This is a genomic window from Enterobacter sp. T2 (assembly GCF_010692925.1).
GTDB classification, from domain to species: Bacteria; Pseudomonadota; Gammaproteobacteria; order Enterobacterales; family Enterobacteriaceae; genus Enterobacter; species Enterobacter kobei.
On record NZ_CP048736.1, the window covers coordinates 1,400,070 to 1,422,641 of the forward strand.

A 22,572-nucleotide genomic window follows, 5' to 3' on the forward strand; every position below is an offset into this window, starting at 1 on the left:
AGGGCTAAATCGTGAAATGCGCGGGTATGTTGACCGCGTCGACTACCGCGGCGGTGAGCTTACGCAGCTGCTCAGCAGTGATGATATACGGCGGCATCAGGTAGATAAGCTTGCCGAAAGGCCGCACCCAGACGCCCTGCTCAACGAAGAAGCGCTGCAGCGCCGCCATATTCACCGGATGCGTGGTTTCAATTACCCCGATGGCGCCCAGCACGCGCACGTCCGCCACAAAATGGGCTCCCGAGGCGGCGCTCAGCTCGTCTTTCAGCTGCGCTGCAATCGCCGCGACCTGCGTCTGCCACTCGCCGCTCTCCAGTATGGCGAGGCTTTCACTTGCGACGGCGCAGGCCAGAGGGTTGCCCATAAACGTCGGACCGTGCATAAAGCAGCCCGCGTCGCCGTCGCTGATGGTGTCGGCAACATGACGGGTCGTGAGGGTGGCCGAGAGCGTCATGGTGCCGCCAGTCAGCGCTTTGCCCAGGCATAAAATATCCGGGGCGATACCCGCATGCTCACAGGCAAACAGCTTCCCGGTGCGGCCAAAGCCGGTGGCGATTTCATCGGCAATCAGCAGAATGCCCTCGCGGTCGCACATCTTGCGAATACGCTTCAGCCATTCCGGATGATACATCCTCATTCCGCCTGCGCCCTGCACAATCGGCTCCAGGATGACGGCGGCGATATCATGACGATGTGCCGCCATGAGTCGCGCGAAGCCAACCATGTCCATCTCGTTCCACTCGCCGTCGAAGCGGCTTTGCGGGGCAGGCGCGAACAGGTTTTCCGGCAGGTACCCTTTCCACAGGCTGTGCATGGAGTTATCCGGGTCGCAGACCGACATCGCCCCGAAGGTATCACCATGATAGCCGTTGCGGAACGTGAGGAAGCGCTGGCGCGTTTCGCCTCTGGCGTGCCAGTACTGCAGCGCCATTTTCATCGCCACTTCCACCGCCACGGAGCCGGAATCGGCCAGGAAGACACACTCCAGCGATTCAGGGGTCATTGCCACCAGGCGACGGCACAAATCCACCGCAGGTTGATGGGTGATCCCGCCAAACATGACGTGCGACATCTGGTCAATCTGGGCCTTCATCGCCGTATTCAGGCGCGGGTGGTTATACCCGTGAATGGCCGCCCACCAGGAGGACATCCCGTCGACGAGCTGTTCACCGCTGGCAAGGTGCAGCTCGCAGCCGTGGGCCGAGGCCACCGGATAGACGGGAAGAGGGCGGGTGGTGGAGGTGTAAGGGTGCCAGATATGCTGCTTGTCGAAGGCGAGATCGTCCTGGGTCATAATCGAATTGTAAACCATTTTGAAAAGTTTTAGGTTTACGAGTATAAACCGAACCGAAAATTAACAAAACCCTTTGGAGAAGCCCGATGGCTCACCACGCACGCTGGACGATGTCGCAAGTTACTGAATTATTCAATAAACCTTTCCTTGAGCTGATGTTTGAAGCCCAACAGGTGCATCGTCAGCACTTCGATCCGCGCCATGTTCAGGTCAGCACGCTGCTGTCGATCAAGACCGGCGCCTGTCCTGAAGACTGCAAATATTGCCCACAGAGCGCACGCTATAAAACCGGTCTTGAATCCGAACGCCTGATGGAAGTAGAGCAGGTGCTCGATTCCGCGCGTAAGGCGAAAAACGCCGGCTCGACCCGCTTCTGCATGGGGGCGGCGTGGAAGAACCCGCACGATCGCGATATGCCGTATCTGGAGCAGATGGTGAAAGGGGTGAAGGAGATGGGCCTCGAAGCCTGTATGACGCTCGGAACGCTGAACGAAGAACAGGCGCAGCGCCTCTCGGCGGCAGGACTGGATTACTACAACCATAACCTCGATACCTCGCCGGAGTTTTACGGCAACATCATCACCACGCGCACCTATCAGGAGCGTCTGGATACGCTGGACAAAGTGCGTGACGCGGGGATCAAAGTCTGTTCCGGCGGTATTGTGGGCTTAGGTGAAACGGTGAAAGATCGTGCGGGTCTGCTGCTGCAGCTGGCGAACCTGCCAACGCCGCCGGAAAGCGTCCCGATTAACATGCTGGTGAAGGTCAAAGGCACGCCGCTGGCGGATAACGAAGACGTGGACGCGTTTGATTTTATTCGCACTATCGCGGTGGCGCGCATCATGATGCCGACCTCTTATGTACGCCTTTCTGCGGGCCGTGAGCAGATGAACGAGCAGACCCAGGCAATGTGCTTTATGGCCGGGGCCAACTCCATCTTCTACGGCTGCAAGCTGCTGACCACTCCGAACCCGGAGGAAGACAAAGATGTTCAGCTGTTCCGCAAGCTGGGGCTGAACCCGCATCAGACCGAGGTGCTGACGGGCGATAACGAGCAACAGCAGCAGCTGGAGCAGCAGATTTTCAATGCCGACACCGACCAGTTCTACAACGCGGCAGCAGTATGACCTGGCAGGCACGTATCCAGTCGGCGCTCGACGAGCGTCGGGCGACTGATGCGTTTCGCGTACGCAAGGTGGTCGAAAACGGCGCAGGCCGTTTTCTGACCCGCGACAGTCGGCGTTACCGTAACTTCTCCAGTAACGATTATCTCGGTCTTAGCCAGCATCCGGCTATCGTTCGCGCCTGGCAGCAGGGGGCAGAGCGGTTTGGCGTGGGCAGCGGTGGATCGGGGCACGTTAGCGGCTACACCCCGGCACATCAGGCGCTGGAGGAGGCGCTTGCCGACTGGCTGGGCTACCCGCGCGCGCTGTTGTTTATTTCGGGTTTTGCCGCCAATCAGGCGGTGATTACCGCCCTGATGGGGAAGGACGACCGCATTGTCGCCGACCGCTTAAGCCATGCCTCGCTGCTGGAAGCGGCAAGTTTGAGTCCGGCTCAGCTGCGCCGCTTTGCCCATAACGATGCGGGGCAACTCGCTGCGCTGCTGGATAAACCGTGCGAGGGGCAACAGCTGGTGGTCACGGAAGGGGTATTCAGCATGGACGGCGACAGCGCACCGCTTGCCGTACTGCACGAGGCTGCCAGACAGCAACATGCCTGGCTGCTGGTCGACGATGCCCACGGTATCGGCGTGACGGGTGATGAAGGGCGGGGAAGTGTTCACCAGCAAGGCGTCAGGCCGGAGCTGCTGATAGTCACTTTCGGCAAAGGTTTTGGCGTGAGTGGCGCCGCCGTACTGTGCAGCGAGTCCGTTGCAGACTATCTGCTGCAGTTTGCCCGGCACCTGATCTACAGCACCAGCATGCCACCGGCGCAGGCCGTGGCGTTGTCTGCGTCCCTGGCCGTCATTCGTAGCGCAGAAGGGGAGGAACGTCGCCAGCGGCTGGCAGAGCATATCTGCCGCTTCCGTCAGGGACTGGCGGCGCTTCCTTTCCGCAGTACTGATTCGCAAAGTGCCATCCAGCCGGTGATCGTAGGGGAAAACGCGCAGGCGCTCTCCCTGGCACAAACGCTGCGCGATCGGGAGATGTGGGTCACGGCTATTCGTCCACCCACCGTACCGCCGGGCACGGCGCGTCTGCGGCTCACGCTGACGGCGGCGCACGAGACCGAGGATATTGCTGCACTTCTGGAGGCGCTGCATGTTGCCAGTCAATAAGCAGGCCATTGCGGCGGCGTTCGGCCGGGCCGCGCGCAGCTATTCACAGCACGATGAACTGCAGCGCCAGAGCGCACAGGGGCTGATGACGTTGCTCGGCGAGAGGCGCTTTACCCAGGTACTTGACGCCGGGTGCGGCCCCGGCGGGAATAGCCGACTCTGGCGCGAGGAGGGAAGTCACGTGACGGCCATCGACCTGTCTCCCGCTATGCTGGATGAGGCGCGCCAGCAGCAGGCTGCGCATCGTTATCTGGTGGCGGACATCGAGGCGATTCCGCTGGCGGACGCGCAATTCGATCTGGTCTGGAGCCATCTGGCGGTGCAGTGGTGCAGCAGCCTGCCGCAGGCGTTGAGCGAGCTTTATCGCGTCGCCTGCCCGGGCGGCAAGGTGGCGTTTACCACGCTACTGGAAAGCTCGTTACCTGAGCTCAATCAGGCCTGGCAGGCGGTGGATGAACAGCCGCACGCCAACCGCTTTTTGTCATATGAGCAGGTTACGCAGGCCCTGGCAGGCTGGCGCTATCGCAGTACGGTGCAGACCATCACTCTCGATTTTAGCGATGCTTTAAGCGCGATGCGCTCGCTGAAGGGCATTGGCGCCACGCATCTGCATGCCGGGCGCGAGAAAAAACCGCTGACCCGGGGCCAGCTGCAGCGCCTTGAGCTGGCCTGGCCGCAGCAGCGGGGCCAGTTCCCGCTCTCTTATCAACTTTTTCATGGGATTATTGAACGTGACTGAACGTTATTTTGTCACCGGGACGGATACGGAAGTGGGCAAGACGGTTGCCAGCGCTGCCCTTTTGCAGGCGGCGCGAAAGCTTTGGAAAAACACCGCCGGGTATAAGCCTGTGGCTTCCGGCAGCGAGATGACGGCGGAGGGGTTACGTAACACCGACGCGCTGGCGCTTCAGCGTAACAGCACGCTCGAACTCGCCTATTCAGCGGTGAACCCGTATACCTTTGCCGAGCCGACCTCGCCGCACATTATCAGCGCTGATGAAGGCCGTCCGATTGATTTTGCCGTGCTCTCTGCCGGGTTACGAACCCTGGAAAGCCAGGCCGACTGGGTGCTGGTGGAAGGTGCAGGCGGGTGGTTTACGCCGCTCTCTCAGGACCAGACGTTTGCTGACTGGGTGCAGGCCGAGCAACTGCCGGTCATACTCGTTGTCGGCGTCAAGCTCGGGTGTATTAACCACGCCATGTTGACGGCACAGGCCGTTCAGCAGGCAGGGCTGCGTCTCGCGGGCTGGATAGCCAACGACGTGGTCACGCCGGGCAAGCGACACCATGAGTATCTGACGACCCTCAAACGGGTGCTCCCCGCGCCATTCCTGGGGGAGATCCCCTGGCTTGCAGACGATGCCGAACAGGCCGAAACCGGTCAGTATCTTGACCTCAGCGTCTTGCTTCCAGCGACATCCAGTGGGCAATAAGCTCATCGTTGAGTTCGTTAACGTGGCCCTGTGCCACGTTACGTCCGCGGTAGAGCATGCAAAACCGATCCGCAACCCGGCGGATAAACGACAGCTGCTGTTCTGCTAGCAGCACCGTCATCCCAAGCTCCCGGTTTAGCCGTACCAGCAGTTGTGCAAGCTTATGGGCAAAGCCCTGGCCGGCACCGTGCATAGGTTCATCAAGAATCAACATACGCGGGCGATTGACCAGCGCATTTGCCAGAGCAAGCTGATACTGCGCCTCTGGCGAAAGGGCGTTGCCTCGCGTCTGACGCAGCGCGTAAAGTTCGGGAAAGAGCTCGTACACTTCACTTTTCGCTGCCGGGTCGGATTTATCCATCGCCCGCATGGCAATGTGCAAATTTTCCTCAATCGTCAGCTGAGAAAAAATCCGCCTGTCCTGCGGGACATAGCCAATCCCCGGTCCGGAACGTTGTTCGGCCGTCTGGCTGAGTAAATCACGCGGCGGTGCACCCGCTTCATGCCAGATGATGGTGCCGCTATCCACGGGCACTTTCCCGGCGATGCAATTCATTAGGGTGGTTTTTCCCATCCCTGGCAGGCCAACAACGCCGGTACACATCCCTTGCGGAAAATCTAAATCCACGTTCCATAGCGTATGTTGGCTTCCGTAAAACTGATTCACTGCACGCAGACTCAACATCTTTCTCTCCTTAAAAATGTGTCGGTGACGCTCGGTTTTTGATTGTGCAAAACCCCTGCCAGAAACCGTGAAGTGATTAAAAAAGCGGCTTTTTTAAGAATGTTCCACCACTAAGTGGGGTAAGGAAACCCGGAATTGCACATCGACGGTGCTGGCGGTGTTGAGTCGTGGTGCAGGGTAAAATGGCGGAAATGTGAGCAAGATCCCATCAGGTGGTTATGAATGACGCAACTATTTATCGACAAAAAATAGCGATAAAAATTTTTTGTTACCGTCTCGTGGGAAAATCCGGGAATTTGCCGAGCGGCAGTCTGCATGGGCTGGAAGCAGTTATCCACTATTCCTGTGGATAACCATGTGCATTAGAGTTAGAAAACACGCGATAAGCGAGAGAAGACGCGGCTTTCGCCCAAATTGACGCGAAACGCGGCTTTAGAAAATATCGTTTAAAATTTAATTGCTTAGATAAAAGCAATTACCGTAATGAAAGTGTCACGCGCTACCATAAAACTCTCATTACCTGGCTTGACAAATGTTAAAAAAGAAAAAGTTCTGGGGATAACCCACGTTGACTGGTTTTTTATCTCGTCAGAGTCGAAATTTTATCCATTAACGCGCTAATCCTTAAGCCGCTATGCTAAATATCCTGACATGCTACTGGTTTTTCATCCAGTGTTTTTTACTGGCATTCCTGGCAACAACGAGTAAAATTACTCACCTGCCGCTTATAACGTCATCAGGTCGTCGCCCATGAGTAAACCGTTCAAACTGAATTCTGCTTTCCGTCCATCTGGCGATCAGCCTGAGGCGATCCGTCGTCTGGAAGAGGGGCTGGAAGATGGGCTTGCGCACCAGACGCTGCTGGGGGTAACCGGTTCCGGTAAAACGTTCACCATCGCCAACGTGATCGCGGATCTGCAGCGCCCTACGATGGTGCTTGCCCCCAACAAAACCCTCGCGGCACAGCTTTACGGCGAGATGAAAGAGTTCTTCCCGGAGAACGCCGTTGAGTATTTCGTCTCCTACTACGATTACTACCAGCCGGAAGCCTATGTGCCGAGCTCTGACACCTTCATCGAGAAAGATGCCTCAGTGAACGAACACATCGAGCAGATGCGACTGTCGGCGACCAAGGCGCTTCTGGAGCGTCGCGATGTGGTTGTGGTGGCGTCGGTTTCGGCGATTTACGGCCTGGGCGACCCGGACCTCTATCTGAAGATGATGCTCCACCTGACGCAGGGGATGATCATCGATCAGCGTGCGATTTTGCGCCGACTGGCGGAGTTGCAGTACACCCGTAACGACCAGGCATTTCAGCGCGGAACGTTCCGCGTGCGCGGGGAGGTGATCGACATCTTCCCGGCGGAATCGGACGATATGGCGCTGCGCGTTGAGCTGTTTGATGAAGAGGTTGAACGTTTATCGTTGTTTGACCCGCTAACCGGTCACGTTGAGTCGGTGATCCAGCGTTTTACCATCTACCCTAAAACGCACTACGTGACGCCGCGCGAGCGTATCGTGCAGGCGATGGAAGAGATCAAAGTGGAGCTGGCTGAACGCCGTAAGGTGCTTCTGGCGAACAATAAGCTGCTGGAAGAGCAGCGCCTGAGCCAGCGAACCCAGTTCGATCTGGAGATGATGAACGAGCTCGGCTACTGCTCCGGTATTGAAAACTACTCCCGTTTCCTCTCCGGTCGTGGGCCGGGTGAGCCGCCGCCGACGCTGTTTGACTACCTCCCGGCCGACGGCTTGCTGGTGATAGACGAATCCCACGTCACCATTCCGCAGATTGGCGGGATGTACCGCGGTGACCGCGCGCGTAAAGAGACGCTGGTGGAGTACGGGTTCCGTCTGCCGTCGGCACTGGATAATCGTCCGATGAAGTTTGAAGAGTTTGAGGCGCTGGCGCCACAGACTATTTACGTGTCGGCCACGCCGGGCAACTACGAGCTGGAGAAATCGGGCGATGAGGTGATTGATCAGGTGGTTCGTCCGACCGGGCTGCTGGATCCGATTATCGAAGTGCGTCCGGTGGCGACCCAGGTGGACGATCTGCTCTCTGAGATCCGCAAGCGTGCCGCCATCAACGAGCGTGTGCTGGTGACCACGCTCACCAAGCGTATGGCGGAAGACCTGACGGAGTACCTGGAAGAGCACGGCGAGAAGGTGCGTTATCTGCACTCGGATATCGATACCGTGGAGCGTATGGAGATCATCCGCGATCTGCGTCTGGGTGAGTTTGACGTGCTGGTAGGGATCAACCTGTTGCGAGAGGGGCTGGATATGCCGGAAGTCTCGCTGGTGGCGATTCTGGACGCGGATAAAGAGGGCTTCCTGCGTTCCGAGCGCTCGCTGATCCAGACCATTGGCCGCGCCGCGCGTAACGTCAATGGCAAAGCGATTCTCTACGGCGACAAAATTACCCCGTCGATGGCGAAAGCGATTGGCGAAACGGAACGCCGCCGTGAGAAACAGCAGCGCTATAACGAAGAGCACGGCATTACTCCGCAGGGGCTGAACAAGAAAGTGGTGGATATTCTGGCGCTCGGTCAGAACATTGCGAAGACCAAAGCGAAAGGCCGCGGCAAGGCGCGTTCCGTGGTGGAAGAAGATACCGTCGTACTGACGCCGAAAGCGCTGCAGCAGAAGATCCACGAGCTGGAGGCGCAGATGATGCAGCACGCCCAGAACCTGGAGTTCGAAGAGGCGGCACAGATCCGCGATCAGCTTCATCAGCTGCGGGATTTGTTTATTGCGGCATCGTGAGTTGGTGATGTGTTTTCTCCCTCTCCCTGTGGGAGAGGGCCGGGGTGAGGGCAACAGGCCGCATAAAACGAACCTAACCCAGCGCCTGAATCGCCTTCTCCAGCGCTTCGCGCAGCAGATGGCGGTCGTGGCGGTATTTAATATCGCTGGCCTCCAGCGGCACCTGAATCACCACCCGCTCGCCGATACCGGAGACATCCACCTTAGGCCCAACCACCACGCCGTCGATGATTTTCTTGCCGACGTACTGCTCCATCAGGCTCAGTTTGTCTGCCAGCGACAGGCTTGCCGCCGCCGGGCTCAGCTCACGCCCCAGATTACCGATGTAAACCATCGGAGCAGGGGTGCGACGCAGCGCCTGCGCCAGCTCTTTGACCAGCAGGATCGGCATCAGGCTGGTATAAAAACTGCCCGGGCCAATCAGGATTAAATCCGCTTCGCCAATCGCTTCGACGGCTTCACGCGTCGCCGGTACGCTCGGGTAGGTCATCAGCTCTTTGGGCGGCAGCAGAAGCTGGTCGATATTCACTTCGCCGTACACTTCGTGATCGTCAGCATCAATGGCCATTAAATCCACCGGCTGTTCTGACATCGGGATCAGGAACGCATCCACCTTCAGCAGATTTCGTATCAAATTGATGGCTTCAAGCGGGCGCACGCTCAGGTGATCCAGCGCCTTAAGCATTAAATTTCCAAGGTTATGCCCGGAAAGTTCCCCGTTGCCGCCAAAACGGTACTCAAACATCGCTGATGCGACGCTCGGTTCGGTAATCAGCTGGTTGAGACAGTTGCGCATATCCCCCCAGGCGATGCCGCCTTCGGCACGTCTGATCCGCCCGGTTGAGCCGCCATTATCGGTGGTTGTCACTATCCCTGTCAGCCTTGAGCCCAGTGACGACAAAGAGGACATCACCCGGCCCAGACCGTGGCCTCCGCCAAGAGCGACCACTCGGTCAAGATCCGCAAAAGTGCGATTGCGCATACCAATTCCTTATCACGTTTGATCTGCGTAACACTACCTGAACTACCCCTAAAAGACGATGCCTCATACGAAGCAAAATGACGTATATCAATGCGAAAAGAGGGTTTTTAGGTATTCTGTAGCGAAAATGCACGATTGAGTCGCTATATACATAATTATATAGCGAAAGGCGATGATGGCGAAGTGAGAATTTCCGCGCTACTATCGCCATAACCACGTTTTCGAATTTGAAAACATACACTCTAGCCTTTGTGCCTGTGTCGAAAGATATGGCGCTCTGGCCGTGGCGGATCTGCCACCAGGGTACAGAAAGAAATGACTGTGCCTCCCGTATCTGGAAAGGTGTACATGGCTTCACAACTGACTGATGCTTTCGCGCGTAAGTTTTATTACTTACGTCTGTCGATTACCGATGTGTGCAACTTCCGTTGCACCTACTGCCTGCCCGACGGTTACAAACCGGGCAGCGTCACCAATAACGGCTTTCTCTCCGTGGATGAGGTGCGCCGCGTTACGCGCGCGTTCTCCGGGCTTGGCACCGAAAAGGTCAGGCTGACCGGAGGCGAACCTTCTCTGCGCCGTGATTTCCCCGACATCATTGCCGCCGTGCGTGAAAACGAACATATCCGCCAGATTGCGGTGACCACCAACGGTTACCGGATGGCGCGTGATGTGGCGACCTGGCGCGACGCGGGCTTAACCGCCATCAACGTCAGCGTGGACAGCCTCGATGCCCGCCAGTTTCACGCCATTACCGGCCAGGACAAGTTCCGCCAGGTGATGGACGGCATCGACGCGGCATTTGCGGCCGGGTTCGAGAAAGTCAAAGTCAATACGGTGCTGATGCGTGATGTGAACCATCATCAGCTCGATACCTTCCTGGCATGGATAAAATCCCGCCCCATCCAGCTGCGTTTTATCGAGCTGATGGAAACCGGTGAGGGCAGTGACCTGTTCCGCCGCCATCACATTTCCGGCATGGTGTTGCGCGACGAGCTGCTCAAACGTGGCTGGATCCGCCAGATCCGCCAGCGCAGCGACGGCCCGGCGCAGGTCTTCTGCCACCCGGATTACGAGGGTGAGATTGGCCTTATCATGCCCTATGAGAAAGACTTCTGCGCCAGCTGTAACCGTCTGCGCGTCTCCTCCGTGGGCAAGCTCCATCTCTGCCTCTTCGGCGACGGCGGCGTAGATCTGCGCGATCTGCTGGAAGACGATGCTCAACAGGAAGCGCTTGAAGCGCGCATTTCTGAAGCTCTGACGCACAAAAAACAGACCCACTTCCTGCATCAGGGCAACACCGGCATTACTCAGAACCTGTCTTATATTGGCGGGTGATCAGGCTTAAGAAGGAATCAGAAGATGAGTCAGGTAAGCGCAGAATTTATCCCGACACGCATTGCTATTCTTACCGTTTCCAACCGCCGTGGCGAAGAGGATGATACGTCCGGCCACTGGCTGCGCGAGGCGGCCCATGATGCGGGGCATCACATCGTCGATAAAGCGATTGTGAAAGAGAACCGCTACGCCATTCGCGCGCAGGTTTCGCAGTGGATTGCCAGCGATGAAGTGCAGGTGGTATTGATCACCGGCGGCACCGGTTTTACCGCAGGCGATCAGGCGCCTGAAGCGCTGATCCCACTGTTTGACCGCGAAGTGGAAGGCTTCGGCGAAGTATTCCGCATGCTCTCCTTTGAGGAGATTGGTACCTCCACGCTGCAGTCGCGCGCCGTCGCCGGGGTGGCCAACAACACCCTGATTTTCGCCATGCCGGGCTCGACCAAAGCCTGCCGCAACGCGTGGGAAAACATCATCGCCCCGCAGCTGGATGCCCGTACCCGTCCGTGTAATTTCCATCCCCATTTAAAGAAATAAGCTATGTCACAACTGACCCACATTAACGCCGCCGGCGAAGCGCATATGGTAGATGTCTCCGCCAAAGAGGAAACGGTGCGCGAGGCGCGCGCGGAAGCGTTCGTTACCATGCAGCCGGAAACGCTGGCGATGATTATCGACGGCAGCCACCACAAGGGTGACGTCTTTGCCACCGCCCGCATCGCCGGTATTCAGGCCGCCAAGCGCACCTGGGACCTCATTCCCCTTTGCCATCCGCTGATGCTTAGCAAGGTGGAAGTGAACCTGCAGGCGCAGCCGGAGCATAATCGGGTGCGCATTGAGTCCCTGTGCCGCTTAACCGGGAAGACCGGCGTTGAGATGGAAGCCCTGACGGCAGCCTCCGTTGCCGCGCTGACCATCTACGACATGTGTAAAGCGGTGCAGAAAGATATGGTGATTGGCCCGGTTCGCCTGCTGGCAAAAAGCGGCGGCAAATCCGGTGATTTTAAGGTGGACAGCCATGATTAAGGTGCTCTTTTTTGCCCAGGTGCGCGAGCTGGTGAATACCGACAGCCTGATGCTGGAGGGCTCTTTTGAAAATGTCGCCGCCCTGCGTGCGCATCTGGCCGCACAGGGCGAACGCTGGGCGCTGGCGCTGGACGAAAGTAAGCTGCTGGCCGCCGTGAACCAGACGCTGGTTGAGTTCAGCCATCCACTAACCGCAGGGGATGAAGTGGCCTTCTTTCCGCCGGTCACAGGGGGTTAAGATGGCTGAGACCCGAATTCTGGTGAGCCCGGCGCGTTTTAACGTGGGGGCAGAATATGACTGGCTGGCCGAGCGTGACGAAGACGGCGCGGTCGTGACGTTCACCGGCAAGGTGCGTAACCACAACCTCGGTGACAGCGTAAAGGCGCTGACGCTGGAGCACTACCCAGGCATGACGGAGAAATCGCTGGCGGCCATTGTGGAAGAAGCGCGAGGCCGCTGGCCGCTCGGGCGCGTCACGGTGATCCACCGCATCGGCGAGATGTGGCCAGGCGAAGAGATTGTTTTCGTGGGCGTGACCAGCGCGCACCGCGGCAGCGCGTTTGCGGCAGGGGAGTTCATGATGGATTACCTCAAAACTAAAGCGCCGTTCTGGAAGCGGGAAGCGACGCCGGAAGGGGAGCGCTGGGTGGAATCCCGCGATAGCGATAAACAAGCCGCCAGCCGTTGGTAGTCGGTTGACGTGGATGTGTTAATCTTAACGTGTGTGTCTACTTAATCTTAATCAGGAGTGAATCATGGACCGATTTCCGCGTTCCGATTCAATAGTACAGCAGACCCGTAGCGGCCTGCAGACGTATATGGCTCAGGTTTACGGCTGGATGACAGTTGGCCTGCTGCTTACCGCGTTTATCGCGTGGTATGCGGCGAACACGCCTGAACTGATGATGTTTATCTTCTCCAGCAAAATCACCTTCTTTGGGCTGATTATCGCGCAGCTGGCGCTGGTGTTTGTCCTCTCCGGGCTGGTGCAAAAGCTCAGTGCGGGGATGGCGACCACGCTGTTTATGCTCTATTCGGCGCTAACGGGGCTGACGCTTTCCAGTATTTTCATCGTCTACACCTACTCCTCCATTGCCAGCACGTTTGTGGTAACCGGCGGGATGTTCGGCGCGATGAGCCTTTACGGCTACACCACCAAACGTGACCTGAGCGGTTTCGGCAGCATGCTGTTTATGGGGCTGATCGGGATTGTGCTGGCGTCGCTGGTGAACCTGTGGCTGAAGAGTGAAGCGCTGATGTGGGCCGTGACCTACATTGGTGTGGTGGTCTTCGTTGGGCTGACGGCGTATGACACCCAGAAGCTGAAAAACATCGGCGAGCAGATCGACGTGCGCGACAGTTCAAACCTGCGCAAATACTCGATTCTGGGCGCGCTGACGCTCTATCTGGACTTCATCAACCTGTTCCTGATGTTGCTGCGTATTTTCGGCAACCGTCGTTAAGGTTGTTTTGCCGGGTGGCGGCTTCGCCTTACCCGGCCTACGAAACGCGAACCGTAGGTCGGGTAAGGCGAAGCCGCCACCCGACTTATTCACTTCGCTAACATCCTCTCATTCTTCGCCCGTAGTTTCTTCGCCCGACTCTCCAGCACCAGATAACAGACCGTGGCCAGCGCCAGCGGCAGGAAGTAATAGAGCATGCGGTAGGCGAGTAGGGCGGCAATAATCGCTCCCTGAGAAACATGCTCTCCGGCCAGAAGCGCAATGAACACCGCCTCCAGCACCCCAATCCCCGCCGGGATATGCACAATAACCCCGGCGATACTGCTCACCAGCAGCACGCCCAACACGAAGAAGTAATTCACGTCCTCGCCAATCAACAGCCAGATAATTGCTCCCATCGCCATCCAGTTAGCGCTGGATACCGCCATCTGCAGCATGGCAAACTTCCACGACGGCAATACCAGTTTCTGCCCTCTGAGGGTCATATGACGGCGTTTAGCAAACGCGCAGGCCCACAGATAAAAAGCGATAATCAGCAGCAGCACGATGCCGAGAATACGCAGCGTGGCTTCATCGATGTACCAGTGCGCGGGCAGCTGGACCACGCCGATGGTGAAAATCACCCCGCCGAGCAGAATATAGCCCAGCCAGTTAGTGGTGATGCTCAGGGAAAAAATGCGGGTTATAGTCCCGCCCGGCAGCCCGAGACGCGAGTAGAGGCGATAGCGCATGCCAATCCCCCCGACCCAGGTACTCAGCGTCAGGTTGAAGGCGTAGCAAATAAACGACACCAGCATCACCTGGCGTTTAGCCAGCTTGTGGCCGCAGTATGCCCGGCCCAGCAGGTCGTAGCAGCCGTACATCAGGTAGCTCACGATCACCAGCCCTGTCGCGCCCAGCAGCACCATCCGGTTGTAGTTGCGGATAACTTTCCACACCTCCTCCCAGTCAACTTTTTGGGCGTAAACCACCAGCAGCACGGCGACCGCAATAAAGAACACCCAGGTGAGAATTTTTTTCGCCAGCCGCCAGCGCGGATGTGATTTCGACATCAGGGTTTGCCTCCATCTTCCGCTTCAACGCGGTCCTGGGTTTCCATTTCGGGTTGTACCGGCGGGTCCACCTGCGCCAGCTTCGGCGTATGCGCTGGCAGCCAGCCGACCATCGCCGGGAAATGACGCAGGAAGTGGAACACCACTACGCTGATGCCCAGGTTCCACCAGGTGCGTTTCGGCACCATAGACTCATCCACGCGCACGCAGTCGTTAACAATCAGGGCCTGCAAATTATCCCGCAGGGTCTGATTAAACTGACGATCGTGGATGATCAGGTTAGCTTCGAGATTCAGCGATAAGCTCAGCGGATCCAGGTTGCTGGAGCCGACGGTGGCCCAGTGATCGTCCATCAGCGCGACTTTGCCATGTAGCGGCCGACGGCGATATTCGTAGATCTGAACGCCGCCTTTGACCAGATAGTTATACAGCAGCCGCGCGCCGACTTTGACTATCGGCATATCCGGCTCGCCCTGCACAATCAGCTTCACCCGTACGCCGCGCCGGGCCGCATTACGCATGGCATGCAGCAGGCGATAGCCCGGGAAAAAGTAGGCGTTAGCAATGATCACTTCGCGCTTCGCGTTGGCGAGCATCTTCAGGTAATGGCGTTCAATATCGTCCCGGTGCTCGCCGTTATCGCGCCAGACGAAAAGGGCCTGCGCTTCGCCGGGCTTGCGGTTCTCCTCCGGGCGATGGCGGCGTTTCCACCAGCGGCGAACGGCCTCTTTCCCCGGCAGGTTCTCCAGTTCGAATAATACGATGTCCTGTACTACCGGGCCCTCAATGCGAATGGCGTAATCCTGTTTTGCTTCCGGGCCGTAGTCGGACATATGTTCAGCGGAGTAGTTAATGCCGCCGACAAACGCCACCGCCTCATCCACCACCACAATTTTGCGGTGCATCCGCCGGAAAAGGTTGGTACGCATGCCAAACAGGCGCGGGCCGGGATCGTAGTAGCGGAACACCACGCCCGCAGCGGTCAGTTCATTCACGAACCCGTCGCTGAGGTCCGGTGAGCCATAGCCGTCCAGCAGCGCTTCAATTTTGACGCCGCGCCGGGCGGCACGCAGCAGTACGCTGTGTAACTGTTTGCCCACGTCGTCCTCGAACCAGATAAAGGTTTCGAGGATCACTCTCTGCTTAGCGTTATCAATCGCCTTAAAGACGGCCGGGTAATACTCGTCGCCGTTGACCAGCAGCGAGATCCGGTTGCCTTCCTGCCAGGAACATTTCATAAGTGGATCTCCGCGCTGAGCGGGGCATGGTCGGACAGATGTCGCCAGTTAAGTAAGGCCAGCGCCGTCGGGCTGCTGGCATGGGCATTTTTCACGTAGATACGGTCCAGGCGCAGCAGGGGAAAGCGCACCGGGAACGTCCGTGCCGGGCGACCATGGGCCCGGGTAAAAATCTCCTCCAGCCCTGCATTGACCTTCAGAGGATGGTTCGCGCGCTGCCGCCAGTCGTTAAAATCACCGGCCACGACCACGGGTTCACCGTCGGGAAGCGCATTGGTCCAGTCAGCCAGCATCTGTAGCTGCGCCTGACGGTGGGCTTCGCGCAGGCCAAGATGCACGCAACCGACATGAATGGGCACCGTGAGTGCCGGTGGCGCGATGCGGCAGTATAGCAGCCCGCGCTTTTCGCTCTCACCCACGGAAACGTCCCGGTTCTCATAATGTTCGATAGGAAAACGTGACAGCACCGCGTTCCCGTGATGGCCTTCCGGATAGACCGCGTTGCGCCCGTAGGCGTAATCACTCCACATCGTGTCGGCCAGAAATTCATAGTGCGGCGTATCGGGCCAGTTCTGGAAATGCATGGGATGCACCTCGTGCGCGCCCATCACCTCCTGCAGGCAGACAATGTCCGCGCTGACGGTGCGAACCGCGTCGCGCAGCTCCGGTAAAATGAAGCGGCGATTAAATGCTGTGAAGCCTTTATGAATGTTTATCGTCAGCACTTTAAGCGAGAAATGCTGCATTTTTTGAGTCATAAGCCCCTTCCTGAGTGACTATCCCAATGAAAATAAAGTGTAGTCGGCGTCACAAAAAGATGCGGCGTTACGGAATTTTCCGTAAAGTGCGGTAGTCTGATTAAGCAGATAAAAATCCTTCAGGAGATAAGCCATGAAGTGGCAACAACGTGTTCGTGTCGCAACGGGGTTAAGTTGCTGGCAGATAATGTTGCATTTACTGGTCGTGGCCGTACTGGTGATGGGCTGGATGAGCGGCACGCTGGTGCGTGTTGGCCTGGGGCTATGCGTCCTCTATGGCGTCACCGTGCTGTCGATGTTGTTCTTACAGCGCCACCATGAAGCGCGCTGGCGCGAGGTGGGTGATGTGCTCGAAGAGCTCACCACCACCTGGTACTTTGGTGCCGCGATGATTGTGCTTTGGCTGCTGTCACGCGTGCTGCAAAACAACCTGCTGCTGGCCCTGGCGGGTCTCGCAATCCTTGCAGGGCCTGCGGTGGTCTCATTGCTCACCAAAGAGAAAAAGCTACGCAATGTTGCGTCTAAACATCGCGTACGCCACTGACCCCGTCGTGGCCGCTATGACCAGTAGCGGCCACAAACTCCCCCAGACAATATCCAGACTCGCATCCTTCAGATAGATCTGCTTGGTAATGTCCGTAAAGTGGCGTATCGGGTTTATCCATGTGATGTCCTGCAGCCACACCGGCATGTTCTCGACAGGGGAAACGTACCCGGAGAGCAAAATCGCTGGCATCATAAAGACAAACACGCCGATAAACGCCTGCTGCTGCGTCGAGCACAGCGCCGAAATTAACAGCCCAAACCCCACCAGCGACAGCCCGTAAATCACCATCGTGAAGTAAAACAGCGCCAGCGAACCGGCAAACGGGATTTGATAGGCCCAAATTCCCACGCCCAGCACGATAGTGGCCTGAAATGTCGCGACAATCAGCGCCGGCACCGCTTTGCCAACAAAGATTTGCCAGGTCGCGAGTGGGGAAACCAGCAGCTGATCCAGCGTACCTTGCTCCCGCTCGCGGGCGACGGACAGGGAGGTGACGATCATCACCCCGATGGTGGTGATCATGGCGATCAGCGACGGCACCACAAACCATTTGTAGTCCAGATTCGGGTTGTACCAGTTACGCACCACCAGCTCGCTGTTGTTGGGCTTTGGTTTGCCGTCCATCAGCTCCTGCTGATAATTCTTCACCACCTGCTGCAGATAGTTGGCCGCAATCTGGGCGCTGTTAGAGTTGCGCCCGTCGAGGATAAGCTGCATCGGCGCGGTCTGGAAGGTATCCAGGTTACGGGAAAAATCTGCCGGGAAGCGCACCAGCAGCAGGGCTTTTTGCGTATCGATGGTCGGCTGGATTTCCTGCGGGCTTTTCAGCAGCAGGATATGGGTAAACGCTTTTGCACGGGCAAAGCGCTGCGTCAGCTCGACGGAATGTTTACCGTTGTCTTCGTTGTAAATGGCGATGGTGGCGTTGGTCACCTCAAGCGTCGCGGCAAAGGGGAAAAGCAAAACCTGGATCAGCACCGGCAAAACCAGAATGGCGCGGGTTTGCGGCTCGCGCAGCAGGGATTGCAGCTCTTTTCGTATTAACGTCCATAGTCGGTGAAACATGTTCGCTCCTTAATCCAGACGCCGTTTGGTTTTCAACCACGTCAATCCGATAAACATCACCGCTGACGCCATTAAAAACAGCGTGTTGATAATCAGCACCACCGGAATATTCCCCGCCAGGAACAGGCTTTGCAGCGTGCTCACGAAATAACGCGCCGGAATGATGTAGGTCACGGCGCGGATCACCGCTGGCATACTGTCTATCTGGAAAATAAACCCGGACAGCATAATCGACGGTAAAAAGGCGGCGTTGAGCGCCACCTGCGCGGCGTTAAACTGGTTGCGGGTGATGGTGGAGATGAGCAGCCCCATCCCCAGCGTGCTGAGTAAAAACAGGCTGGTGATAAAAAACAGCACCACCAGCGAGCCGCGGTACGGCACGCCGAGGATAAAGACGGCGACAAGCATACAGAGCAGCATCGCCAGCATGCCGAGGAAGTAGTAGGGGATGAGCTTGCACAGCAGCAGCTCGACGCGCGTCACTTCTGTGGAGAGCAGCGCCTCCATGGTGCCACGCTCCCACTCGCGGGCGATCACCAGCGAGGTCAGGATCGCGCCAATCACCGTCATGATAATCGTCACCGCGCCCGGAATGATAAAGTGCTGGCTGATGGCGGCAGGGTTAAACCAGTAGCGCGTTTGCACGTCGATGAGCGGTTCAAACGTCTCCCCCCGGTCTTCGGCGCGCTGCATCTGCCATAGCTGCCAGATCCCCTCCACGTAGCCCTGCACGAAGTTGGCGGTGTTCGGTTCGCTGCCGTCGGTAATCACCTGGATCGGCGCGTCGGCATTCGCCCGCGCCATATTGGCGGCGAAATCCACCGGGATGACCACCAGCCCGCGAATTTTCCCGGCCTGCATCTTCTGGATCAGCGCCTGCCGGCTATCGCTGATGGTGGCGTCAATGTACGGCGAGCCGGTCATGGCGTGGGTGAAGTCCAGCGCCTCTTCGCTCTGCTGCTCCAGCAAAATGCCGACCCGCAGCTTGCTAGAGTCGAGGTTGATGCCGTAGCCAAAGATAAACAGCAGCAGCAGGGGGATCACCACCGCAATCAGCCAGCTACTCGGGTCACGCACGATCTGCCGCGTCTCTTTTATGCATAACGCGCGCACCCGGCGCCAGGAAAGGGCGTTACTGCGCATGGGCATTCTCCTTATCCCAGTCGTGGATGAGGGTGATAAACGCCTGCTCCATGGTCGGGTCTGGCACGGCATCGTCGGCGGCCTGGTTTTTCAGGTCGTCCGGGGTGCCGTGGGCAATCAGCTTGCCGCGATAGACCAGCCCGATGCGGTCGCAGTATTCCGCCTCATCCATAAAGTGGGTGGTCACCATCACCGTCACCCCTTTCTCCACCATGCTGTTGATATGCAGCCAGAACTCGCGGCGGGTGAGGGGATCCACCCCGGAGGTCGGCTCATCGAGGAAAAGAATATCGGGCTCGTGCATCAGCGAGCAGGCCAGCGCGAGGCGCTGCTTAAAGCCGAGGGGCAGTTCGTCGGTGGCGTGGGAGGCAATATTCGTTAACCCGAAGGCATCGCTCATGCGGCGGATTTTCTCGTTCTGCGCGCGCCCACGCAGGCCGTACACGCCGGAGAAAAAGCGCAGATTCTGCTCGACGGTCAGGTTGCCATACAACGAGAATTTCTGTGCCATATAGCCCAGATGCTGGCGCGCCTTGCCGGAGCTGACTTTGAGATCCATATCCAGCACCAGCGCCTTGCCGGACGTCGGCACCAGCAGGCCACACATCATTTTAAAGGTGGTGGATTTCCCAGCGCCGTTCGGCCCGAGCAGGCCAAAAATCTCGCCGCGTTTTACCGCAAAGTTGACGTTATCGGTGGCGGCGAAATCGCCGAACTTTTTGGTCAGGGATTTGGCTTCAATCACCGTCTCGCCCGGCGTACCTTCAACCGTGTGGAGGATCGCGCCGAGAGGCGATTCCGATGTCCCCGCGCCGCCCAGCAGGTCGATAAACGCATCTTCAAAGCGCGGCGCCGTCTCTGCCATTTCAATTTCAGGCATGCCAGGCGCGCGGCGAATATCCTCGACGGTGGCCTCCTTTTTGAGGATTACGCGCACGGACCTGCCCTGAATCATCCCGTCGCTCACCTGCGGCAGTTTCAGCACTCTCTGCAGCAGCCTGCGGTTGGACTCCTGCGGGCTGTGGAGGAGGAAACTGCGTCCGGCCATGCTCTGCGTCAACGTCGTTGGCTCGCCCTGATAAAGCAGCTCGCCTTCGTTCATCAGCAGCACGTCCCGGCACTGTTCCGCTTCGTCGAGGTAGGAGGTGCTCCAGAGGATCAGCATCCCGTCGCCTGCCAGCTCGTGCACCATCTGCCACAGCTCACGGCGGGAGATGGGGTCCACGCCGACGCCGGGCTCGTCCAGCAGCAGGACCTTTGGTTCGCCGACGAGCGTACAGGCCAGCCCCAGCTTTTGCTTCATCCCGCCGGAGAGCTTGCCCGCCAGCCGGCCGGTGAACGGGCCGAGGGAGGTGAACTCAAGCAGGCGGGCGAAGGTTTTCTGCCGGGTTTCGCCGGTCACGCTGCGCAGGTCGGCATACAGGTTCAGGTTTTCCATCACCGTCAGATCTTCATACAGACCAAACTTCTGCGGCATATAGCCGAGCATGGCGTGGAGCGCGCCGTCGTCTTTGATAGGGTCAAGGCCAAGCACGCTGGCTGCGCCTTCATCCGGCTTCAGCAAGCCGGCCAGCATCCGCATCAGCGTGGTTTTGCCTGCGCCGTCCGGGCCGACCAGGCCGGTCACATAGCCTTTCTGAATGGTGCAGTTCAGCGGGGCGACCGCCGGTTTGTCCATCCCTGCGAAGCGTTTGACCAGATTGTTGAGCTGGATAACCGCGTCATTCATGTCGTTCCCCGTTGTCCACTTTTACGGTAACAGGCATGCCCTGACGCAGCGCGTCGTCCGCATCGGTGACGATGATGCGCAGACGGTACACCAGGTCGGTACGCAGGTCCGGCGTTTCAACGGTTTTCGGGGTGAATTCGGCGGTGGGGGAGACAAAGCCGACTTTGCCGTGATACGGCTTATCCGGACGACCATCGGTATAGAGCAGCAGCTCGCGGCCCGGCTGCATCTGGCCGAGATTTGGCTCGTCAATGTAGGCGCGCACCCAGACCGGGCGGGTCAGGGAGAGCGTTAATACGGTGCTGCCCGCGCTGAGCATGCTGCCCGGCTCCACGGCACGGGTCATCAGCGTACCGTCAGACGGGGCGATGAGGGTTGTATCATGCAGATCCAGCTCTGCCTGGGCCAGCTGCGCCTGCGCCTGTTCAAGGCTGGCTTTGGCCTGGGCAATGTCCTGCGGGCGGTTACCGGTGGTGTACTGGCTTAATTTATCCTGCGCGGATTTCAGCGTCGCCTGCGCCTGGTCGCGGGATGAACGCGCATTCTCCAGATCGTTGGCTGAAATGGTGCGGCTTTTCCACAGCCCCTGCTGACGGTTATAGAAATTCTGCGCGTAGTCGTAGGCAGCTTTCGCCTGCTTAACGGCAGCGGCGGCCTGGGCGATCTCTTCGTCACGATAACCCGCCAGCATCAGGTCATATTGCGCCTGGGCAACGGAAACGCCGGCTTTGGCCTGCATCAGGGCGTTCTCGTAGGGGGCTTTATCCAGCATGCCCAGCGTCTGCCCGCGTTTAATGGCATCGCCTTCGTCAACGCTCAGCGAGGCGAGACGGCCACCCACGCGGAAGCTCATATTCACGGTACGAATATCCACATTACCGTACAGCGTCAGGCCCCGGTCCTGATGGCTCTGATACCACAGCCAGCCACCGACGCCCGCGGCAAGCAAAACAACAACCACCAGAATGATGGCGACAGGTTTTTTCATGACTTCAGGCTCCTTTGCATTAAGCCTTGCAGGATCAGATCGAGATGACAGGTGATGACCTGGCTAATCTGCGCGGCTTTATCCTCATCGAATTGTGTCCAGCCGGTGCGTAACAGGATGGTTTCCCGCCCCAGACGAAAGGCAAGGATTTCACCCAGCAGGGCATGGGTATGCAAAATGGTCACGGTATCGCTGGCGTCCCGCCCAGTATAGGCGGCGATCAGGTGGGTCAGGTGGGTATGCATCGGAGCAATGACCTGATCGTGTACCAGCTGATAGGCAGTTGTAGGGGAGAGCTGCTCGCGGGAGATAAACTTACTCAGGTTGAGCGTATCGTCGTGCGTCAGCAGGCGGATCATATTATGGCAGGCATTCAGGATAAGCCGCCGGATAGCGTCACGATCCGGCGTCGGCTGGCTCAACAGCTCGCTGGCTTCTTCAACGTGCGGACGAAAATGTGTGCCGATAAAATCGGCAATCCACTGGGCGCAGGCGAGGTACAAATCCTCTTTTGAGCCAAAATAGTAGGTGATCGCCGCAATGTTTTGCCCGGCCTGGGCGGCGATATCTCGCGTGGTCGCGTGCAGGCCATACTCGCCAAACTGCGCCAGCGCGGCAGCAATCAGCTGGCTTTTGGCCTGTTCACCTTTGGTTGTCGTTGGGGTCGTATTCATGGCGGCATTAAAAATTAATCAATCGATTGATTAAAAATAGCCCCGAATTGCTGAACCGTCGAGCGTTCGTGCTGGGATATTTTATGCGCCACGTCACAAAAGCTGCTAC

The 22,572-nt window shown here is 58.0% G+C and carries 23 protein-coding genes and 1 riboswitch; of the genes, 12 read left to right on the plus strand and 11 right to left on the minus strand.

Annotated elements, in window-relative coordinates; genetic code table 11:
• Nucleotides 1–4: 4 nt before the first annotated feature.
• Nucleotides 5–1,294, minus strand: coding sequence for an adenosylmethionine--8-amino-7-oxononanoate transaminase (bioA, locus tag G0034_RS06640; protein WP_072251790.1), 1,290 nt, complete (start codon nt 1,292–1,294; stop codon nt 5–7).
• 86 nt (nt 1,295–1,380) lie between these two features.
• Here bioA and bioB point away from each other — a divergent pair, with 86 nt between their 5' ends.
• From bioB to bioD, 4 genes are read left to right on the plus strand one after another with little or no spacing between them, the layout of a single operon-like run.
• Nucleotides 1,381–2,421 (plus strand): biotin synthase BioB, encoded by a 1,041-nt coding sequence (gene bioB, locus G0034_RS06645; RefSeq protein WP_008501133.1) that lies wholly within the window; start codon nt 1,381–1,383, stop codon nt 2,419–2,421.
• Nucleotides 2,418–3,575 carry an 8-amino-7-oxononanoate synthase gene (bioF, locus tag G0034_RS06650; protein ID WP_014883073.1) on the plus strand — a complete coding sequence of 386 codons (1,158 nt, stop codon included), beginning with the start codon at nt 2,418–2,420 and terminating at the stop codon, nt 3,573–3,575. The genes bioB and bioF overlap by 4 nt, the downstream gene beginning before the upstream one ends.
• Nucleotides 3,559–4,314, plus strand: coding sequence for a malonyl-ACP O-methyltransferase BioC (bioC, locus tag G0034_RS06655; RefSeq protein ID WP_045281105.1), 756 nt, complete (start codon nt 3,559–3,561; stop codon nt 4,312–4,314). Before bioF ends, bioC begins: the two co-directional genes overlap by 17 nt.
• A complete protein-coding gene (bioD, locus tag G0034_RS06660; RefSeq protein ID WP_045269738.1) occupies nt 4,307–5,008 on the plus strand; it encodes a dethiobiotin synthase in 702 nt (233 codons plus the stop codon). Before bioC ends, bioD begins: the two co-directional genes overlap by 8 nt.
• Here bioD and G0034_RS06665 read toward each other — a convergent pair.
• A complete protein-coding gene (locus tag G0034_RS06665) occupies nt 4,971–5,693 on the minus strand; it encodes an ABC transporter ATP-binding protein (protein WP_023332449.1) in 723 nt (240 codons plus the stop codon). The genes bioD and G0034_RS06665 overlap by 38 nt on opposite strands.
• A 750-nt stretch (nt 5,694–6,443) precedes the next feature.
• Here G0034_RS06665 and uvrB point away from each other — a divergent pair.
• Nucleotides 6,444–8,459 carry an excinuclease ABC subunit UvrB gene (gene uvrB, locus G0034_RS06670; RefSeq protein WP_014883077.1) on the plus strand — a complete coding sequence of 672 codons (2,016 nt, stop codon included), beginning with the start codon at nt 6,444–6,446 and terminating at the stop codon, nt 8,457–8,459.
• Between the two features lie 73 nt (nt 8,460–8,532).
• Here the strand turns inward: uvrB and yvcK are convergent, their stop codons facing one another.
• A complete protein-coding gene (gene yvcK, locus G0034_RS06675) occupies nt 8,533–9,441 on the minus strand; it encodes a uridine diphosphate-N-acetylglucosamine-binding protein YvcK (protein WP_045281104.1) in 909 nt (302 codons plus the stop codon).
• A 226-nt stretch (nt 9,442–9,667) separates the two neighbouring features.
• Nucleotides 9,668–9,802, plus strand: a riboswitch (molybdenum cofactor riboswitch).
• Here yvcK and moaA point away from each other — a divergent pair.
• From moaA to G0034_RS06705, 6 genes are all read left to right on the plus strand, one after another.
• Nucleotides 9,790–10,779, plus strand: coding sequence for a GTP 3',8-cyclase MoaA (moaA, locus tag G0034_RS06680; protein WP_045281103.1), 990 nt, complete (start codon nt 9,790–9,792; stop codon nt 10,777–10,779). Its footprint overlaps the riboswitch before it by 13 nt.
• Nucleotides 10,780–10,803: 24 nt before the next feature.
• On the plus strand, nt 10,804–11,316 hold the full coding sequence (moaB, locus tag G0034_RS06685; RefSeq protein WP_179120639.1) for a molybdenum cofactor biosynthesis protein B: 513 nt from the start codon (nt 10,804–10,806) through the stop codon (nt 11,314–11,316).
• Between the two features lie 3 nt (nt 11,317–11,319).
• Nucleotides 11,320–11,805, plus strand: coding sequence for a cyclic pyranopterin monophosphate synthase MoaC (moaC, locus tag G0034_RS06690; protein WP_179120640.1), 486 nt, complete (start codon nt 11,320–11,322; stop codon nt 11,803–11,805).
• On the plus strand, nt 11,798–12,043 hold the full coding sequence (gene moaD, locus G0034_RS06695) for a molybdopterin synthase sulfur carrier subunit (RefSeq protein ID WP_179120641.1): 246 nt from the start codon (nt 11,798–11,800) through the stop codon (nt 12,041–12,043). Before moaC ends, moaD begins: the two co-directional genes overlap by 8 nt.
• Before the next feature lies 1 nt (nt 12,044).
• The gene (moaE, locus tag G0034_RS06700) at nt 12,045–12,497 is read left to right on the plus strand and encodes a molybdopterin synthase catalytic subunit MoaE (RefSeq protein WP_179120642.1); all 453 of its coding nucleotides are present in this window, start codon (nt 12,045–12,047) and stop codon (nt 12,495–12,497) included.
• 64 nt (nt 12,498–12,561) lie between these two features.
• Nucleotides 12,562–13,269, plus strand: a complete 708-nt coding sequence (locus G0034_RS06705; RefSeq protein WP_014883084.1) for a Bax inhibitor-1/YccA family protein — start codon at nt 12,562–12,564, stop codon at nt 13,267–13,269.
• 89 nt (nt 13,270–13,358) lie between these two features.
• On the opposite strand, the gene G0034_RS06710 is transcribed toward G0034_RS06705, so the two are convergent.
• From G0034_RS06710 to G0034_RS06720, 3 genes are read right to left on the minus strand one after another with little or no spacing between them, the layout of a single operon-like run.
• Nucleotides 13,359–14,321, minus strand: coding sequence for a lysylphosphatidylglycerol synthase transmembrane domain-containing protein (locus G0034_RS06710; protein ID WP_014883085.1), 963 nt, complete (start codon nt 14,319–14,321; stop codon nt 13,359–13,361).
• On the minus strand, nt 14,321–15,559 hold the full coding sequence (clsB, locus tag G0034_RS06715) for a cardiolipin synthase ClsB (RefSeq protein WP_023332453.1): 1,239 nt from the start codon (nt 15,557–15,559) through the stop codon (nt 14,321–14,323). Before clsB ends, G0034_RS06710 begins: the two co-directional genes overlap by 1 nt.
• Nucleotides 15,556–16,317 carry an endonuclease/exonuclease/phosphatase family protein gene (locus G0034_RS06720; RefSeq protein ID WP_179120643.1) on the minus strand — a complete coding sequence of 254 codons (762 nt, stop codon included), beginning with the start codon at nt 16,315–16,317 and terminating at the stop codon, nt 15,556–15,558. The genes clsB and G0034_RS06720 overlap by 4 nt, the downstream gene beginning before the upstream one ends.
• Before the next feature lie 133 nt (nt 16,318–16,450).
• Between G0034_RS06720 and G0034_RS06725 the strand changes: the two genes are divergently transcribed.
• The gene (locus G0034_RS06725) at nt 16,451–16,861 is read left to right on the plus strand and encodes a YbhQ family protein (protein ID WP_014883088.1); all 411 of its coding nucleotides are present in this window, start codon (nt 16,451–16,453) and stop codon (nt 16,859–16,861) included.
• Here the strand turns inward: G0034_RS06725 and G0034_RS06730 are convergent.
• The 5 genes from G0034_RS06730 to cecR are packed head-to-tail and all read right to left on the minus strand — an operon-like array spanning nt 16,823 to nt 22,463.
• The gene (locus tag G0034_RS06730) at nt 16,823–17,929 is read right to left on the minus strand and encodes an ABC transporter permease (protein ID WP_023332455.1); all 1,107 of its coding nucleotides are present in this window, start codon (nt 17,927–17,929) and stop codon (nt 16,823–16,825) included. The two genes, G0034_RS06725 and G0034_RS06730, sit on opposite strands and share 39 nt — an antisense overlap.
• Nucleotides 17,930–17,938: 9 nt before the next feature.
• Nucleotides 17,939–19,072 carry an ABC transporter permease gene (locus tag G0034_RS06735; protein ID WP_014883090.1) on the minus strand — a complete coding sequence of 378 codons (1,134 nt, stop codon included), beginning with the start codon at nt 19,070–19,072 and terminating at the stop codon, nt 17,939–17,941.
• Nucleotides 19,062–20,801, minus strand: coding sequence for an ATP-binding cassette domain-containing protein (locus G0034_RS06740; RefSeq protein WP_058690464.1), 1,740 nt, complete (start codon nt 20,799–20,801; stop codon nt 19,062–19,064). The genes G0034_RS06735 and G0034_RS06740 overlap by 11 nt, the downstream gene beginning before the upstream one ends.
• Nucleotides 20,794–21,789 (minus strand): secretion protein HlyD, encoded by a 996-nt coding sequence (gene hlyD / locus G0034_RS06745; protein WP_179120644.1) that lies wholly within the window; start codon nt 21,787–21,789, stop codon nt 20,794–20,796. The genes G0034_RS06740 and hlyD overlap by 8 nt, the downstream gene beginning before the upstream one ends.
• Nucleotides 21,786–22,463, minus strand: a complete 678-nt coding sequence (gene cecR, locus G0034_RS06750) for a transcriptional regulator CecR (protein WP_179120645.1) — start codon at nt 22,461–22,463, stop codon at nt 21,786–21,788. The genes hlyD and cecR overlap by 4 nt, the downstream gene beginning before the upstream one ends.
• Between the last annotated feature and the right edge of the window lie 109 nt (nt 22,464–22,572).

What these genes read in the sequence shown, in the direction of transcription:
- G0034_RS06705 (WP_014883084.1), top strand. Translation starts at nt 12,562, where the DNA reads ATGGACCGATTTCCGCGTTCCGATTCAATAGTACAGCAGACCCGTAGC.
- bioA (WP_072251790.1), bottom strand. Translation starts at nt 1,294, where the DNA reads ATGACCCAGGACGATCTCGCCTTCGACAAGCAGCATATCTGGCACCCT.
- G0034_RS06725 (WP_014883088.1), top strand. Translation starts at nt 16,451, where the DNA reads ATGAAGTGGCAACAACGTGTTCGTGTCGCAACGGGGTTAAGTTGCTGG.
- moaB (WP_179120639.1), top strand. Translation starts at nt 10,804, where the DNA reads ATGAGTCAGGTAAGCGCAGAATTTATCCCGACACGCATTGCTATTCTT.
- G0034_RS06665 (WP_023332449.1), bottom strand. Translation starts at nt 5,693, where the DNA reads ATGTTGAGTCTGCGTGCAGTGAATCAGTTTTACGGAAGCCAACATACG.
- bioB (WP_008501133.1), top strand. Translation starts at nt 1,381, where the DNA reads ATGGCTCACCACGCACGCTGGACGATGTCGCAAGTTACTGAATTATTC.
- bioC (WP_045281105.1), top strand. Translation starts at nt 3,559, where the DNA reads ATGTTGCCAGTCAATAAGCAGGCCATTGCGGCGGCGTTCGGCCGGGCC.
- moaD (WP_179120641.1), top strand. Translation starts at nt 11,798, where the DNA reads ATGATTAAGGTGCTCTTTTTTGCCCAGGTGCGCGAGCTGGTGAATACC.
- G0034_RS06710 (WP_014883085.1), bottom strand. Translation starts at nt 14,321, where the DNA reads ATGTCGAAATCACATCCGCGCTGGCGGCTGGCGAAAAAAATTCTCACC.
- hlyD (WP_179120644.1), bottom strand. Translation starts at nt 21,789, where the DNA reads ATGAAAAAACCTGTCGCCATCATTCTGGTGGTTGTTGTTTTGCTTGCC.
- G0034_RS06735 (WP_014883090.1), bottom strand. Translation starts at nt 19,072, where the DNA reads ATGCGCAGTAACGCCCTTTCCTGGCGCCGGGTGCGCGCGTTATGCATA.
- moaC (WP_179120640.1), top strand. Translation starts at nt 11,320, where the DNA reads ATGTCACAACTGACCCACATTAACGCCGCCGGCGAAGCGCATATGGTA.
- clsB (WP_023332453.1), bottom strand. Translation starts at nt 15,559, where the DNA reads ATGAAATGTTCCTGGCAGGAAGGCAACCGGATCTCGCTGCTGGTCAAC.
- yvcK (WP_045281104.1), bottom strand. Translation starts at nt 9,441, where the DNA reads ATGCGCAATCGCACTTTTGCGGATCTTGACCGAGTGGTCGCTCTTGGC.
- moaE (WP_179120642.1), top strand. Translation starts at nt 12,045, where the DNA reads ATGGCTGAGACCCGAATTCTGGTGAGCCCGGCGCGTTTTAACGTGGGG.
- G0034_RS06730 (WP_023332455.1), bottom strand. Translation starts at nt 17,929, where the DNA reads ATGTTTCACCGACTATGGACGTTAATACGAAAAGAGCTGCAATCCCTG.
- bioF (WP_014883073.1), top strand. Translation starts at nt 2,418, where the DNA reads ATGACCTGGCAGGCACGTATCCAGTCGGCGCTCGACGAGCGTCGGGCG.
- uvrB (WP_014883077.1), top strand. Translation starts at nt 6,444, where the DNA reads ATGAGTAAACCGTTCAAACTGAATTCTGCTTTCCGTCCATCTGGCGAT.
- moaA (WP_045281103.1), top strand. Translation starts at nt 9,790, where the DNA reads ATGGCTTCACAACTGACTGATGCTTTCGCGCGTAAGTTTTATTACTTA.
- G0034_RS06720 (WP_179120643.1), bottom strand. Translation starts at nt 16,317, where the DNA reads ATGACTCAAAAAATGCAGCATTTCTCGCTTAAAGTGCTGACGATAAAC.
- cecR (WP_179120645.1), bottom strand. Translation starts at nt 22,463, where the DNA reads ATGAATACGACCCCAACGACAACCAAAGGTGAACAGGCCAAAAGCCAG.
- G0034_RS06740 (WP_058690464.1), bottom strand. Translation starts at nt 20,801, where the DNA reads ATGAATGACGCGGTTATCCAGCTCAACAATCTGGTCAAACGCTTCGCA.